Annotated in this window: 12 protein-coding genes and 1 pseudogene; 10 read left to right on the top strand and 3 right to left on the bottom strand. The window is 42.8% G+C overall.

What is annotated here, in order from left to right:
* Positions 1-103: 103 nt before the first annotated feature.
* From D1367_RS19040 to ribD, 3 genes are all read left to right on the top strand, one after another.
* Positions 104-1366, top strand: coding sequence for an NAD(P)/FAD-dependent oxidoreductase (locus D1367_RS19040; protein ID WP_118167781.1), 1263 nt, complete (start codon positions 104-106; stop codon positions 1364-1366).
* An 80-nt stretch (positions 1367-1446) separates the two neighbouring features.
* Entirely contained in the window at positions 1447-1983 is a 537-nt protein-coding gene (locus tag D1367_RS19045) for a DoxX family protein (protein WP_118167782.1), read from the top strand.
* A 521-nt stretch (positions 1984-2504) separates the two neighbouring features.
* Positions 2505-3686: a bifunctional diaminohydroxyphosphoribosylaminopyrimidine deaminase/5-amino-6-(5-phosphoribosylamino)uracil reductase RibD gene (ribD, locus tag D1367_RS19050; RefSeq protein WP_225892459.1), complete on the top strand. Its 1182-nt coding sequence runs from the start codon at positions 2505-2507 to the stop codon at positions 3684-3686.
* A gap of 30 nt (positions 3687-3716) precedes the next feature.
* Here the strand turns inward: ribD and D1367_RS19055 are convergent, their stop codons facing one another.
* Together D1367_RS19055 and D1367_RS19060 are read right to left on the bottom strand one after the other, a co-directional pair.
* Positions 3717-3932 (bottom strand): hypothetical protein, encoded by a 216-nt coding sequence (locus tag D1367_RS19055; protein WP_118167784.1) that lies wholly within the window; start codon positions 3930-3932, stop codon positions 3717-3719.
* 532 nt (positions 3933-4464) lie between these two features.
* Entirely contained in the window at positions 4465-6312 is a 1848-nt protein-coding gene (locus tag D1367_RS19060; protein ID WP_118167785.1) for a serine/threonine protein kinase, read from the bottom strand.
* Positions 6313-7285: 973 nt separating this feature from the next.
* Between D1367_RS19060 and D1367_RS19065 the strand changes: the two genes are divergently transcribed.
* The 5 genes and pseudogenes from D1367_RS19065 to D1367_RS33440 all read left to right on the top strand — a co-directional run bounded on the left by D1367_RS19065 (position 7286) and on the right by D1367_RS33440 (position 12717).
* A complete protein-coding gene (locus D1367_RS19065; RefSeq protein ID WP_118167786.1) occupies positions 7286-8062 on the top strand; it encodes an RNA polymerase sigma factor SigF in 777 nt (258 codons plus the stop codon).
* A 166-nt stretch (positions 8063-8228) separates the two neighbouring features.
* Entirely contained in the window at positions 8229-9077 is an 849-nt protein-coding gene (locus tag D1367_RS19070) for a hypothetical protein (protein WP_118167787.1), read from the top strand.
* Positions 9078-9079: 2 nt separating this feature from the next.
* Positions 9080-9331, top strand: coding sequence for a hypothetical protein (locus D1367_RS19075; protein WP_118167788.1), 252 nt, complete (start codon positions 9080-9082; stop codon positions 9329-9331).
* A gap of 836 nt (positions 9332-10167) precedes the next feature.
* Positions 10168-11064: pseudogene (locus D1367_RS33435) on the top strand (GAF domain-containing protein); the annotation flags it as partial.
* Between the two features lie 123 nt (positions 11065-11187).
* Positions 11188-12717, top strand: a complete 1530-nt coding sequence (locus D1367_RS33440) for a hybrid sensor histidine kinase/response regulator (protein ID WP_476739227.1) — start codon at positions 11188-11190, stop codon at positions 12715-12717.
* A gap of 62 nt (positions 12718-12779) precedes the next feature.
* Here the strand turns inward: D1367_RS33440 and D1367_RS19090 are convergent, their stop codons facing one another.
* Complete coding sequence (locus D1367_RS19090) at positions 12780-13460, bottom strand: tetratricopeptide repeat protein (RefSeq protein WP_118167790.1); 681 nt, start codon at positions 13458-13460, stop codon at positions 12780-12782.
* Between the two features lie 610 nt (positions 13461-14070).
* On the opposite strand from D1367_RS19090, the gene D1367_RS19095 reads away from it, so the two are divergent.
* Both D1367_RS19095 and D1367_RS19100 read left to right on the top strand, forming a co-directional pair.
* Positions 14071-14397 carry a YbjQ family protein gene (locus D1367_RS19095; RefSeq protein ID WP_100900674.1) on the top strand — a complete coding sequence of 109 codons (327 nt, stop codon included), beginning with the start codon at positions 14071-14073 and terminating at the stop codon, positions 14395-14397.
* 323 nt (positions 14398-14720) lie between these two features.
* The gene (locus D1367_RS19100) at positions 14721-15353 is read left to right on the top strand and encodes a hypothetical protein (RefSeq protein ID WP_118167791.1); all 633 of its coding nucleotides are present in this window, start codon (positions 14721-14723) and stop codon (positions 15351-15353) included.
* Positions 15354-15382 lie beyond the last annotated feature (29 nt).

Below are 15382 nucleotides of genomic sequence, written 5' to 3' on the forward strand. Positions count from 1 at the left end.
AAAGTCATTTATTTGATCTAAGCGCTGATGACACTATCGATAATTTGTTATCAATATATTAACAGTTAATAACTTGACTGCTAGCTAAATCAAGAGGGGAAGGATGAACAGTCGCCGCGTTGTCATTGTTGGCGCTGGATTTGGTGGGTTGCAAGCTGCCCAATCTTTAGCTGATTCTGGTGCAGATGTATTGTTAATTGATCGCAACAACTATCACACCTTTGTCCCGTTGTTGTATCAGGTTGCGACAGGTCAATTGGAACCTGAGTACATTGCTTACCCTATCCGCACGATATTACGGCGATTCTCTTTCCTGCGGAATAAGTCTAAGGTTCAGTTTTTGATGGCTGAGGTTGAGCAAATTGATTTTTCGGGGCAAACTGTTGAAACAGATAGTTGTGTAATTACCTATGACTTTCTTGTGCTGGCAACTGGCAGCCAAACCCAGTTTTTAGGAGTTCCTGGAGCTTTAGAATATGCTTTCTCGATGAGAACATTAGAAGAAGCAATAGCAATCCGAAATCAAATTTACTCTTGTTTTGAGGGAGCAATCCAGGAATCTGATTCATCACGACGCCAACAACTGCTGACGTTTAGCATTGTCGGCGGTGGGGCAACGGGTGTTGAGGTTGCAGGTGCTTTCGTTGAAATGCTTCGAGGCCACTTGCGTCGAGATTATCCGACACTTTGGCAGCAAGTAAGGTTGATTCTCGTGCAATCTGGCGATCGCCTATTGGCCGATTTGCCAAAGAAGTTGGGAACTTACACCTACAAAAGATTACATCAGCTAGGAGTGGAGGTTTATCTGCTTTCCAAAGTGACTAGAGTGACTTTTGAATCTTTACATCTGCAAAACGATGAGATAATTCCAACTGCAACCGTCATTTGGACTGCGGGGTTAGAGGCAAATTATCCCACAACATCAGAGGAGGTATCTTCAGCAAATAAAGGAAAGTTACTTGTTCATCCCACCCTACAATTGCTAGAGCAACCCAATATTTATGCCATCGGGGATCTGGCATATATGGAACAGCATGGTAAACCATTAACTGGGGTTGCACCAGAGGCACTTCAGCAGGGTGTTGCTGTAGCCCGAAATATTCAGCGGCAATTTCGAGGTAAATCACCAGAGCCTTTTAGCTATTTCAACAAGGGAAGATTAGCGATTATTGGCTGTTATTCAGGTGTGGGAAAAATTGGCGCATTTGCCTTTACAGGATGCTTGGCTTGGCTGATGTGGCTAGGAGTTCATTTAGTATATCTTCCTGGCTATCGCAGTCGTTTGCTAGTATTGCTTACTTGGCTTCACACTTACTTATTACGCGATCGCTCAGTTCGCTTAATTTTGTCTATGAAAGAACGTTAGCTCTCAAAACCGCCAAGTATTTCTCAATTCCTGCAATTGAAATCAATCACCGTTGACGTACTATAGTTGGAGTTAAGGCAATGAATGAAAATAGAAACTACATTAGTCTCAAATCAAAGGATGTTGCGATCGCCTATTTATTGCTGCGAATTCTCATCGGTGTGAATTACTTTAATCACGGATTTACTCGCATTTTTAACATCCCTGGATTCGCTGAAGATACTGTCAAACAACTAGCAAATTCTTATTTCCCAGAATTTCTGGTGAGAATCAATTCTTACTTAGTGCCCCCTATAGAGTTAATTGTGGGCGTGTTAATCACACTTGGGTTAGCAACCAGAAGCGCTTTGATTGTCACCTTTGCCCTGATGATTATTTTAAAGTTAGGGGTGACATCGATACAAAACTGGGGTGCAGCTACTTCTATGCTTTCTTATGGGATTGTGCTGTTTATTTTGCTTGCAGGTAGCAGCTTTAATATTTACTCCCTCGATCACTGGAGAAAAAATAAACAAAACCTTGCAGACTCAAGAGCGGATCGTGAACAAAATAGGGTCAACTTCTTTAGGAATAACTTTTGGATAAAACGTCGGCTACAGAATCATTTATTTAAGTAAAATTTGCTACTAAGAGAATGGTTAGCCCGTCTTGGGCGATGGATGCGATCGCTTAAAGGAACATTACCCTGAGCAAAGCGCGATTCTCCTGTGGAAAGGCTGCGCGATCGCGTGCAGAATATTTACAATGTTGCCTAAAATTATAAGGGAAATGCTGAAAACCCCTGAGAAGCAGGACACGCAAGTGTCCGAACTTCGTACTTCAGGCTAGGTTTTGAAAGCAACTCACAAGCCTTTAGCCTTAAGTCAATTTTGTTGATGAACATGGTAAAATAGTCCAATCAGTACAAGATTTAAAAACCTACCCCTAGACTGGCGGAAAGTCTACGCCCAAAACACTTGCTTAGGAGATATGACTACGCCATACAGGGCAAACGTGGTCAGCCTGGGAACCTATGTAAACAGGATATTAAGGCTGTGAGGTCTTAAGAATCTCCGCACATAAAGGTGCGGAGAATGTCAAGGATAATTCCCCAGTGGTCGCTCAAGCAGATGCATCCTTAGCAAATTACACTCAGGATATACATCTAGTGGAGCCAGCAGTTGGATTGAATTCACCACCAAAGGAAAAGATCGGAAGTGACTTTGACTCTCGCATGATGCTGCGGTGTTTGGAACTTGCTCGCCGCGCTTTAGGACGGACTTCGCCAAATCCGCTAGTAGGAGCGGTGATTGTCAAGGATGGCGAGATTGTGGGCGAAGGGTTTCATCCTCGTGCAGGTGAGCCTCATGCAGAAGTGTTTGCCTTGAGAGCAGCAGGCGTTGGCGCAGCCTCTCCCCAGGAGAATCGCGCTCGTGGTGCAACAATCTATGTGTCACTAGAACCTTGCAATCACTATGGGCGTACTCCCCCGTGCTCGGAAGGATTGATCCAAGCAGGGGTGGCAAAAGTAGTAGTGGGTATGGTTGATCCCAATCCACTAGTCGCTGGAGGTGGTATTGCCCGTTTACGTGCGGCGGGGATCGAGGTATTGGTAGGAGTAGAAGAATCAGCTTGTCATCAGCTAAATGAAGCTTTTGTGCATCGCATTCTCTACAAACGACCTTTGGGAATTTTAAAATATGCCATGACTTTAGACGGCAAAATTGCTACTACCTCTGGTCATAGCGCCTGGGTAACAAGCCAAGAAGCCCGCAGTGAAGTACATCAACTGCGGGCGGCTTGCGATGCAATAATTGTCGGCGGTAATACAGTTCGACAAGATAATCCTTACTTAACCACCCGTCAGGTGGAAGCACATAATCCCCTGCGGGTGGTAATGAGTCGCCATCTCAACTTACCGGAAAATGCCCATCTGTGGCAAACTGCGGATGCTCCAACTTTGGTGTTGACAGAGAAGGGTGCCAATCCCGACTTCCAAGAACTGTTGCTCAAGCAGGGAGTGGAGGTGGTGGAATTAACATCACTTACACCAGATAAGGCAATGGCGTATTTGTATGAGCGCGGTTTTTGTAGCGTCTTGTGGGAATGTGGTGGAACCTTAGCTGCTAGTGCGATCGCTCAAGGAGCAGTACAAAAAGTTTTGGCATTTATTGCCCCAAAAATCATTGGTGGTAGCATTGCTCCCACACCTGTGGGCGATTTAGGTTTTACTACCATGACTGAGGCGTTGTCTCTAGAACGTGTTCGTTGGCGTGTAGTCGGCTCTGACTGCTTAGTGGAAGGTTATTTTCCCCAAAAACCAATAGTAATTAACACTTGACTATCAATCAATTCATCATGATATTGCTCATCAATACTGACGTTCATGGGCAATATCACGTATAAGGGCTAGCCGAGATTGGATGTAGTTGCACAGATAATCAGTTTCGTTAGAATCTAACAACACTTGTGTTTCGGTTTGTTTCACTAACCACTGCACCAAGCTAGCATCATCCAGTTGTAAGAGGAGCTTGGCTTGGGCAGTTTCAACCACTGACCAAAGCTGACGCATGATTTTAGGAGTCATCAGACCTCAATTGAATAATTAGCTTCGCTGTCTTCAGATTACACAATTACGATCGCACTTTACGACATTAATGTAGAAGCTGAGATAAGTATTATTAAAAACTTAATAATGGTATTTATAACTTTATGAAGATTAAGAATTTGAAACTCAGTTTTGAAAATGGGTATTGGGCACTTGTACTGAGCGACTTGTGCCGAGCGAACTTGTACTGAGCGTAGCCGAAGTAGCTGAGGTAAGTCGAAGTATTGGGCATTTGCAATTAGTTAGGACTCATCATTTAACAAATGACTAATGACTAACTATATTGAATCCTAAATCTGTGTTGTAAAATACAAAAATCTCAATTTTTCAGACAATGTTTATTACGAAATTAAGTAGAGCAGCGTGAATAATGAAGAGGTTTGTAGTGTACCCCTGCGGGGAAGCAAGCTACGCGCAGCGTCTCGTAGAGAGGAGTTTAGTCCTCACTACGAACTAATCTCAATATTTTTTACATTACTTAATCTAGTTTGATTTATTCTCACCGACTTACTTAACACCTTTTGGCTGTAGATGGACTCACAAAATCATGTAAATTTTCATCCCAAATGCTGATGTAAATAAAATTACATTGTTGGCGGATAATCTGACCCTTGACTGAGCCATTATTAAAACGAAAATTATCAGATTGACGCTGTTGTACTTGTTTGAGTCCCTGCTTTATATCTTCAGTGCCTTGCCCATCTAACATTCCATTCAAGGTAGTCTCCATTACCTGCGAGTCTACCGAATCGGCAAAAGATACCTCAGTTTGACGCAGCACTTTAGAATTACGATCAAATAAGTAGCCAAGGTCAATTTTGTCTGGCACTAGTTTGTAAACGACAGCACGGGTATTACCCCATGCGCCTCTTAAATCTCGATTTGGTTTGCCGAGGGTAGCTTCTACGATGTTTCTTGGTGTACCTGTAGGGAATGCGGGAACGCTTTGCTTGCTGGTAGTGGCAGCTAATTTACTACGCGGCTTCTTCTGTGGCGTGGAACGTATTTCTGGTGTGGGAACTGGGCTGGCATTGCCCAAAGCAGGCATTGCCTCATTCTCTAGTTCTGGCTGTGTTGTGGATACTACTGGCGCTGGAGTATCTGAAATTACAGGTTCCTTTTCTGGCTGTGGTGTGGATACAACTGGGGGATTAAAGGTAGGCAAAGGATCGGGAATTACTCGCCGTTTTGGTTGTGAGTCCGGTACAACTGGGACTGGAGAAATTTGGGAAGAAACAGGCGGTTCAGTAGATGCAGGAGTGGGCAAAGATTCTGGCGATGGGGTGGAACTTGTGGCAATAGTTGTTTCTGGTTGTTGCTGACGAGTCATGTTAGAAATTGCTACTGCACTAAGCAAGCCGCCTATAAGCAAACTACCAAGAATCACAGCAGGTTTTTGCCAGTTTCCACTCCTGGAAGATGGCGCTAACGCAGAATTTTTTTGCGGAGAATACAATGGCTGAGTTTGTCTGGATGTCGTGGGAGAAAAACTAACTGTGGGAGTATTTGCAGCTAACTCAGGAGGTATATTAGTAGCAGACTGCAAGGCATGTAGCATTTTACTGGCAGTGCTGTAGCGATCGCCAGCATGAGGCTTAATTGCTTGATTGAGTACCCCAGCCAATTGGGAAGAGACATGAGGGGCGTGATCTTGCCAAAGTATTTCCCCAGTTTTGAGATCAGTTGGTAATTCTTGCGGGTGTTTGCCAGTCAGCAGATAAATTGCCGTTAAACCTAAACTGTAGATATCAGTGGCGTAAACTGGACGGCCAACGGCTTGTTCGCTAGGCATATAACCAGGCGTACCAATGACAAGTGATCGCGTGGGGTATCCTGGAGAACTCACCACTGAACGGATTGTTTCTTTGACTGCACCAAAATCAATCAAAACTGGCTTGCCATCAACAGAACGGAGAATAATATTCTCAGGCTTGATATCCCGGTGAATAATGCCTTTGCTGTGGACATAATCTAAAACTAAAAGCAGACTCAAGAGAATTTGCCGAACAGCAGTTTCACTCTCAAATCCTTTGGCTTCGACAATTTGTGTCAAGGTTTGCCCGTGAATCCATTCTTGAACGAGGTAAAATTGCCCGCTCTCAGAAAAGTAGGCGTAGAGTTTCGGAATTTGGTTACTACTTTCACCCAAAAACTCCAAGGTTGCTGCTTCCCGTTCAAACCGTTGCTGAATAAGTTGGTAGGCTTGCGGATCATTATTGGTTATCGGCTTTAGTTGCTTGATTACACAGCGACGGCGAGAAGGCATGTGGACATCTTCTGCCAGAAAGGTTTCGCCAAACCCACCAGCGCCGATTACCTGGATAACTTGATAGCGATTGTTTAGCAGGGTTAAAGTCATGAAAAATCACAAGCGTAGACACCGGAGACATTTTGCCTCTGGGCTTGTCGTCAGACATGGCCCTTTCCAAATGTACATCAGATGAGTTCATGAGTTATGGATACTAGACCTCTTGCAAAAGTCTATCCCCTTTTCCACATCCTGTGAAAAGTTAGGTTGAGCGATCGCATTTGCTTTAGGACTTATAGCTTGGGTTAGCGCCAAAAACCTTGAAATGTGTAGGTTGGGTTTCGTTGCTCAACCCAACATTTCGGGACTTTGTTGGGTTGCGCTTTGCTTAACCCAAGCGTATTGATACAAGTGTCTTAGACACTGAGTAGTTAGGCATACTTGACAAATTCGCTTTTAATATTCTCGCTAAAACTGCATTTTTATTGAGAATGAACAACGAACGAATAAGGATTATAAAAACGTGAGTCAATACTCTCGTAAATGTTAAGAAAAATCCGGGTAATAGATAGCTTTTTTTATATCAAGTTAAGTAAATTCACTTACTATTTTGTAAAACTATTAGTAATTTTTAATTTATTGGATCGATTTTGGTTTAATGAATACGTAATTTTACTGTAAATCAAACTTTTGCTTATCCAACAAAATTCCGGCTACTGTTGTTTTGTTTATAGAAATTAGCTTCAGCATTAATTAATTAAAGTTAAGTACAATCTCGGTTTGATATTTGGTAACTAATTTTATATTTTATTTCTATGTAGTTATAAAAACAGCTACAGATCATACCGAAGATCAATAACCAACAAATACTGATTTTGCTTATTTAAACTTTGCTCGATTGTCAAGCAAGTCTATGGAGTTTTATTTAGAAAAACGTTGTTATCTACCAGAGAATTTGCTAAGGCATACAGCACGATCTTGTCTTTGATATCGCGCGATCGCCACCGGAAAGGGCGGGTACGCCATCGCAGCTGAGTTTAAAAGAGAAAAATTAATTGTTGATTTACTTAATAAACAAAGGTCTATGCCTACCACAACCACCAATGAACTGAAACATGAAATTTGGCAGTTGTTGCGAGAATATCAGCAATATCCGTCAGAAAATGTTCGCAATAAGCTGGTAAAACTTAATTTTGGACTTGTGAGAAAAGAAGCTCACTACTGGACGAATCAATGTCATGAAACCTACGATGATTTGCTTCAGGTTGGATCTTTGGGTTTAATCAGGGCGATTGAAAAATTTGAACTTTCCAAGGGACATGCTTTTAGTTCCTATGCTCTGCCCTATATCCGGGGTGAAATTCAACACTATCTCCGAGATAAAGGTGTCACTGTGCGAATTCCTCGCAAATGGTTAGCACTGCAACAACAAGCAATAGGAGTGTCACGTTCTTGGCGGGAAAAGCATAATCGCCAACCAACAGACTCGGAATTAGCAACAGCACTGGAAATTTCTCCAAACGAATGGCAAGAAATTAAATTAGCGTGGATAAATCGCGCTCCCTTGAGTCTCGATGTGCCAATCCAAGATGGAGAAGAAGGCTCTACCTGTTTGGGAGAATTAGTTCCAGATCCTAACTATCGCAGCTTTCAACTAGTACAAGAAGACCAACTTCGCTTGCAACAAGCATTGGTTCAGCTAGAACAACGCACCCGCGATGTGTTGGAATGTGTGTTCTTACAGGATTTAACACAAAAACAAGTTGCAGAACATCTAGGAATCAGTGTCGTAACAGTTTCCCGTAGAGTGAAGAAAGGTCTGGATTTGATGAAACAGCTTATGGGTGTGTCAGAAGATTGACTGCAAATAAACAACAAGCCGCAGTTATACCCAATAGGCAGTGCTAAAAATAACCCTTAAAACGTAAAAGATTAGGTTATAAAGGGAAGATACTTTGCCTTTGATATAAATTTCAGGCATGTTAATTTCCACTTTCCAATTTTTCAATGGCTTTTGAGAACAGCTCATGGGCAGAAATTTAAAAATTACAATTGCAGCTATTTTAACTTTGGCGATCGCTGGCTGTGCTTCTGAAGATACACCACAAGCGATCAATCCTACGCCAGTTCCCAAAATAGCAGCAAAGTCGCCACCAACGGCTCAATCCTTTAAGAATCCAGTGATCCCAGCCAAACAGGTTTCACAAGTTACTCCTGCATCTGCTACCTTGATTCAATCCACTAATGCTACAGAGCGGGCACGGTTTGTTCAGCTATCAAAAGACCGGGCTGACCCGTTTGCACAACTTTTCGGGCAGACTCCCGGAATGCGTATAACATCTGGAAGACCTGTTCCCGTGTTGCCTAAGCTACCTACTCCATCGCTAACAGTCCGAAAACTTCCAACACGCACCATAGCTTTAAATCAAAAGAAAAATAAGATTGCTTCTGTACCAAAAAAAGTCAATCCTACTTTGATTTCAGTCTTACCTAAGGTTTTGCCTCAAGTTGTCCCCAACCCATCTTTAGTATCTGTATTGCCAACGCCAGCACAACCTGAGTTAGCAAAGGCAGTTGTTGTCACTGGTGTAGTTCTAATTAGTAAGGAACCACAGGCAATTATCAAAGTACCGGATGAGCCGACGAGTCGCTATGTGCAAGCAAGACAGCGATTAGCAAATGGCGTACTGGTTAAACGGATCGAAATGAATCAGGGCTACAACCCCATCGTGATTCTGGAACAATATGGTATTGAAGTTGCCAAAATGGTAGGGGAAGGTGCTGTCAATTCAACGCCGTCAGCTGCATCTGCTAGCGGCAATCCTGTTTCAGTGACAACGCCACCCTCAAATCCTTTTAACGTTGGAGCTTCATAAAGATGGAGACTAAGGAAAAAATTGAATTCGCTGGTTTGCCTTTAGCTGTCTATAGAGAGATAGCAGCTCATTTACATCAAGTCGAAGGGGTAGAAGTGGATTTAATTCCCCAGTCATCCCAAGAGTTTGATTACAATCAAAGTCAAATTGGTGGCTTGTGTATCTCGTGGACAGCAAACTCTGGTTCAGAAAGTCGGCAACGAGTTAACCAAATTTTGGCTTACTATCAAAATCGCTATATGAATCCTATCTGATTTGTGAAAATTCAAATTTTAGATTCCCGATTTCTTTGAGAAGTCGGGAATTTTTTTGTTCACGAATGACGAAGTAGAGCTATAGTCAATCGATGGGAGAATGGACGAAGTAGACCAATTTCTCTAGCGCTCAAGCAGATTGAAAAATTGTTACATAATAATATGGGAGAACCAGGTGAAAACCTGTTAACCAAATACTTTAGCAATCAGAACTAGCAGCGATGGCACCTGAAGAAGAAGGTATAGCTGTTAATAGTGTTTTTATTGAAGGTGGCGAAATTGGAAGGCTGATGCGATCGCTCGATTGGTCACAGACTGCTTTAGGTTATGTGGCTGATTGGCCCCAGAGCTTACGGAGTGCCATTAGCATCTTGCTAGCTTCTAAAGCTCAGATTTGCCTCTTCTGGGGTTCGGAATTAATCACGATTTATAACGATGCCTATCGCCCTGTCCTTGCCTCAAAACATCCGTGGGCGCTCGGTCGCCCTGCTCATGAAGCGTGGAGCGAAGCCTGGAATGTTGTAGAACCTTTACTCAAGGGAGTTGTGGCGACAGGAGTTGCATTTTGGGCGCAAGACCATTTATTTTTCCTGAATCGACACGGTTACATTGAGGAAACTTACTTCGATGTCTCCTACGACCCCGTGCGAGATGAAAGCGGGAAAGTTGGCGGAGTCTTTTGCATTGTTAGTGAAACAACAGGACGAGTGCTGGGCGATCGCCGTTTACAAACCCTGAGCTTACTAAGTAGGGAGGCTCAAGCAAAGACCACAGAAGCGGCTTGTCTGTCTGCAATTCAAGCCTTAGCAACTAATTCTCATGATATCCCTTTTGCCATGCTGTATCAGGTGGAGACAGATGGCGGCAGTGCAAAGCTGGTTGGAACTACTCAAATGGAGCAAACAGAAGCAATTCCATCAAGAGTGAACTTAACTCAACACAGCGATGCATGGAAACTCGCACAAGTTTATCATACCGGGGAAGCAGCAATCGTTGATGATTTGACAACTCGGTTTGGAGCTTTGCCCACAGGAGCTTGGGACAAGCCCCCCTCTGCTGCTTGGGTCGTGCCGCTCGTCCCAGCTGGAGAAAAACAAATTTTTGGATTGCTAGTATTGGGCATCAATTCCTACAGAGCTTTTGAGGAGGATTACCGAAAGTTCTTCGATTTGGTGGTAGGTAACATGACGATCGCGATCGCTAATGCCGGTGCTTATGAAGAAGAACACAAGCGACTGGAGGCACTAGCAGAACTGGATCGAGCCAAAACCAACTTCTTCAACAACATCAGCCACGAATTTCGCACTCCCCTAACGCTGATGCTGTCGCCACTGAAAGAGACATTAACCGAATTAAACGGAATTCTTCCAGCCAAAGCCCAATGCACAGATATTAGTGAGCAAAAACTTGCAGAATCTGCCTTACGCCAATCTGAGGAACGCTATCGAACACTGTTTGAGTCGATCGACGAAGGATTTTGCGTGATCGAAATGCTGTTTGATGAAAACGACACGCCGAACGATTACCGCTTTTTAGAAATCAATCCGTCTTTTGAAAAACAAACGGGACTCAAAGACGTACAAGGCAAAAGGATACGTGATCTAATTCCGAATCATGACAAGCATTGGTTTGAAATTTACGGCAAAGTCGCCATGACGGGCGAACCCATTCGCTTTGAGGAGCGCGCTGTTGCCCTACAACGTTGGTTCGACGTTTATGCATTCCGCATTGGGCAGCCACAGCAGCGACAAGTCGCCGTCCTTTTCAAGGATATCAGCGATGCCTATCAGCAAGCTACGCAACGCCAACTTGCCGAAGCCGCCCTACGAGAAAGTGAAGAGTTAAAGCAACGAATTTTGGACAGCAGTCATGATTGTATCAAAGTTTTAACGTTAGATGGGCGGGTACTCTACTTGAATCAAGGCGGGCTGCATCTTCTAGAAATTGATGATCCTGCGTCCTTTCATAACGCCGAGTGGATTAGTTTATGGGAAGGCGAAGACCGAGAAAATGCCGCTGCGGCGATCGCTGCGGCCAAAATAGGTAATGTCGGTCAATTTCAAGGCTACTGTGCCACAGCAAAGGGGAAGTCGAAGTGGTGGGATGTGATTATTACTTCCGTCCGAAATGCATCAGGAATTATTGCACAACTCTTAGTCGTCTCACGCGATATTACCAAGCAAAAGCAAGCGGAAGCTGAACGCGAACAACTTTTTTTGCGTGAGCAAGCTGCGCGTGAACAAGCTCAGACAGCGAATCGGATTAAAGATGAGTTTTTGGCAGTGCTATCACATGAATTGCGATCGCCCCTCAATCCTATTCTGGGTTGGTCTAGGTTGCTTCGCAATGGGACATTAAATGCCGCAAAAACGGCTATTGCTTTGGAAACAATCGAGCGCAATGCCAAACTCCAGGCACAATTAATTGAAGATTTGTTAGATATCTCTCGCATCTTGTCTGGCAAACTCAATTTACAAATGGCTCCTGTTAACTTAGCATCGACAATTGAAGCGGCTATTGAAACTGTGCGTTTAGCAGCAGAAGCGAAGTCAATTGAAATTCAGAGACTATTTGACCCAAATATTGGGCAAATTTTGGGAGATTCTGCTCGTTTACAGCAAGTATTTTGGAATTTGCTTACTAACGCTGTAAAATTTAGTTTCGCTGGTGGACGGGTTGAAATTCGCTTAGAGTGCCGAGACTCGCAGGCTCAAATTACTGTTAGCGACACGGGTAAAGGTATTAATCCAGACTTTATACCCTACGTGTTTGAATCCTTTCGTCAGGCAGATGCGACAACAACTAGGAAGTTTGGCGGACTAGGGTTAGGGCTAGCGATCGTCCGTCATCTAGTTGAACTGCATGGAGGTACTGTTCAAGTAGACAGTCCTGGAGAAGGACAGGGAGCCACCTTTAATGTCAGGTTTCCTTTGATGAAAGCACAAGGTTCTAGCCAGAAAGTACAAAAGGACTCCTCATTTTTTACTTTTAACACCTCACCTCTGACAGGAATACGGTTACTAATTGTTGATGATGATGAAGATATCCGTGATTTTTTGGGCTTTGTCCTTGAGCAGGCAGGAGCAGAGGTTTGTATTGTGACATCGGCAATAGAAGCACTGCAAGCGATAGAGCAATCACCACCAGATATTTTGTTGAGTGACATTGGAATGCCAGAGATGGATGGCTATATGCTGATTCGACAAATTCGAGCCATGCCACCCGAACAAGGTGGGCAAATTTTGGCTTTAGCCCTCTCGGCTTATGCTGGAGAAGTTAATCGCAAGCAAGCACAAGATGCCGGATTTCAGCAGCACGTTGCCAAGCCAATAGACCCAGACACATTAATTGCAGTCATTCTAGATATAATCGCCAAGGGAAATTGAAGAAGAATTCAGGAGTCAGAATTCAGGAGTCAGAACAAGAAAGTGGGGGATTTAGATTAACCTCATCCTCCTAACTGTCGCAGCATGGCTTCTACCCTGTTAACGCCATCTGAGTCATTGCGCCGCTTGTACAAGTCACGGGCTTTCTGAAGCAAGCTGTTTGCTTGTTTGGTTTGTCGTCGCTGTTTATACATAGAACCCATTAACTCATAAGTCTGGGCGTTGTTCTTATCCAAGTCAATTGCTTGTTGGTATGCCCAGCTAGCAGCAGTATAGTCTCCCATCCGAGATTGCGTCACAGCCAATCCTAAATAGGCATTAACGTTGTTACGGTTTAGCTGTATGGCCCGACGGTAGCCTTCTTTTGCCCCACGCGTGTCGCCCAAATTCGCTTTGATGTAACCCACCGCGTAATAAAAATCACTATTGTTAGGGTTGATAGCGATCGCCCGACGATAAGCTGTTAATGCTGCCTGGTAATTTCCCTGTTGAGCGTATAAATACCCAATACCTGAATGAATTTTAGCATTTTTGGCATCCAGCCTAGCTGCTTGCTGATAAACTGCGATCGCACCACCATAATCGCCCGTATCCACTAACCTCCGTCCTTCTTCTAGTAGTTGCTTCAACTCTGGGTTTTTACCTTGGGCCACTAATACCTGAGCCTGAGCCACTGAAGGTATAGTCAAGGAAAAACATCCTAATAACACCACACTCAGCACAAATGATGTTGGCTTGTACACAGTAAATTTCCTGAAATTTTAGAGGACTTTTTTCTTGTACATTAAAACAAAAATATAGACTTTTGAAAACTGTATTTCTTCGTATTAATTAAGATGTTAATAATTCATTAACTCTTTCCTTTACAATCGGCACACATTACAGAGTTTTTACTGAATGAGGAAGTGTAAGATATCAAGTTTAGATGAAGTTACTTACATGTAAATCCGTAGACTAGCAAAATAACACTTTTTTTGTCAGTAGTTATACGTGCTAGTCATAAAAACCCAACAGGCATTTAGCTTAATTTTAGAAAGCGACCCACCAATTTCAGTTGTTTTATTTAATAATTTGCTGACTCTGTATTAAATTATTCACACTTTGATCCTACCCTTTAGGAAGCCGCTATCTAGTCATTTACATCCTTTTTTGGACATTACACGGTAAGATAAATTTAACAAGGTAAATGTTGCTTCAAATGCTAGTTTTGAGCCAGTAAGTGAGAGCGCAAATGCGATCGCAATCTAAAATAGTGTGAGAGAATGTTTATCAAGCTTGTATCAACGCAAACTAGTTTTGTGTATGTATTCTGATAATAAATATCAACCTATATGCCATCTAGGAGGCTAACTGATGATTATAACTACCACTGATGTGATTCAAGGAGCCGTTATTGAGTCATATTTAGGCATTGTGACAGCAGAAGTAGTCTACGGTAGCAATTTCTTGCGAGATTTTTTGGCAGGTATTCGAGATATTATTGGTGGACGCACTGGTAGCTATGAGCGTCTATTTGAGCAGGGTCAACGCAAGGCATTAGAAGAATTAGAACAACGGGCACAACGTTTAGGAGCAAATGCTGTAATCGGGATTGAAATTGATACTGGCACAATCAATCTTGACCAGTCAGGAGTTCTTTTGCTGATTACTGCTACAGGTACTGCTGTGAGGATGCGTTAATTTTTGATTATCCTTACTTTTGACAATCATTATAAAGTTTTGTCTTAAGTCTAGTTGCATACACAATTAAAGCTGGTTTTTCATAAAACTTAATAATTAATTGTGTTTTAATTTAAAAAGTTTAATTTTGAAAATTTATTTAATGACAAAATTAAATATTAAAATTTTTTAAAAAAAATCTGTTTTTTCTCACTAAAGATATACCTATCAACTCCTTCTGTTGATAGATATAAGAGTAGATGATTTAGCTATTTAATTTTAAGCATAAACATGAATATACCTAAGCAGCAACTTTGCTGAAACAGCACTGGAGAACATAAGCTATGTCATACGTAAATCGAACAGGTAATGAAGGTATTGCTACTGAGCCTGTGATATCAGGTCGAGTAAGTGAATATCATGATCTTGTTCGCTGGGGGCCAATTATTTCTGGTTTGTTGGTTTCCTTAGCTACCCAATTAATTTTGAGCGCTATAATTGGTGCAGTTGCGGCAGGCACAGTTGAAGGTTCAAGTGCACCTAGATCAATTGCCCCTAACGCTGCGGGGAATGCGGGGCTTTGGTCAACTATCGCTTTACTTATTTCCCTATTTACTGGTGGTTGGGTTACAGCCCGTGCTTGTGGGCCGATGAACCGCAATACAGCTCTTCTTAACGGTGCAATTCTTTGGGCAACGACTTTAGCAGTTAGCTCATGGCTGTTAGCAAGCGGAGTATCTGGTGCTTTTGGCGTTGCTGCTTCTAACGCTGGAGAAGTCATAAACCAGGTACAACAGCAAGGTGGTATTAATGTACCACAAGCAAACATCAGTGTCCGACAAGCTCGTGATGCAGCAGCTAATTTACGTTCGGGATTGTGGTGGTTTGTGTTTGGTTCTTTGTTGGGTTTAATAGCCTCAATGATTGGAGCCGTAACTGGCGCTCGTAGTCCTCGGACTAACACTTACAATACTTAAATAATTGTTTGAAAAATCAAATGTTATTT

The organism is Nostoc sphaeroides (genome assembly GCF_003443655.1).
Taxonomy (GTDB): Bacteria; Cyanobacteriota; Cyanobacteriia; order Cyanobacteriales; family Nostocaceae; genus Nostoc; species Nostoc sphaeroides.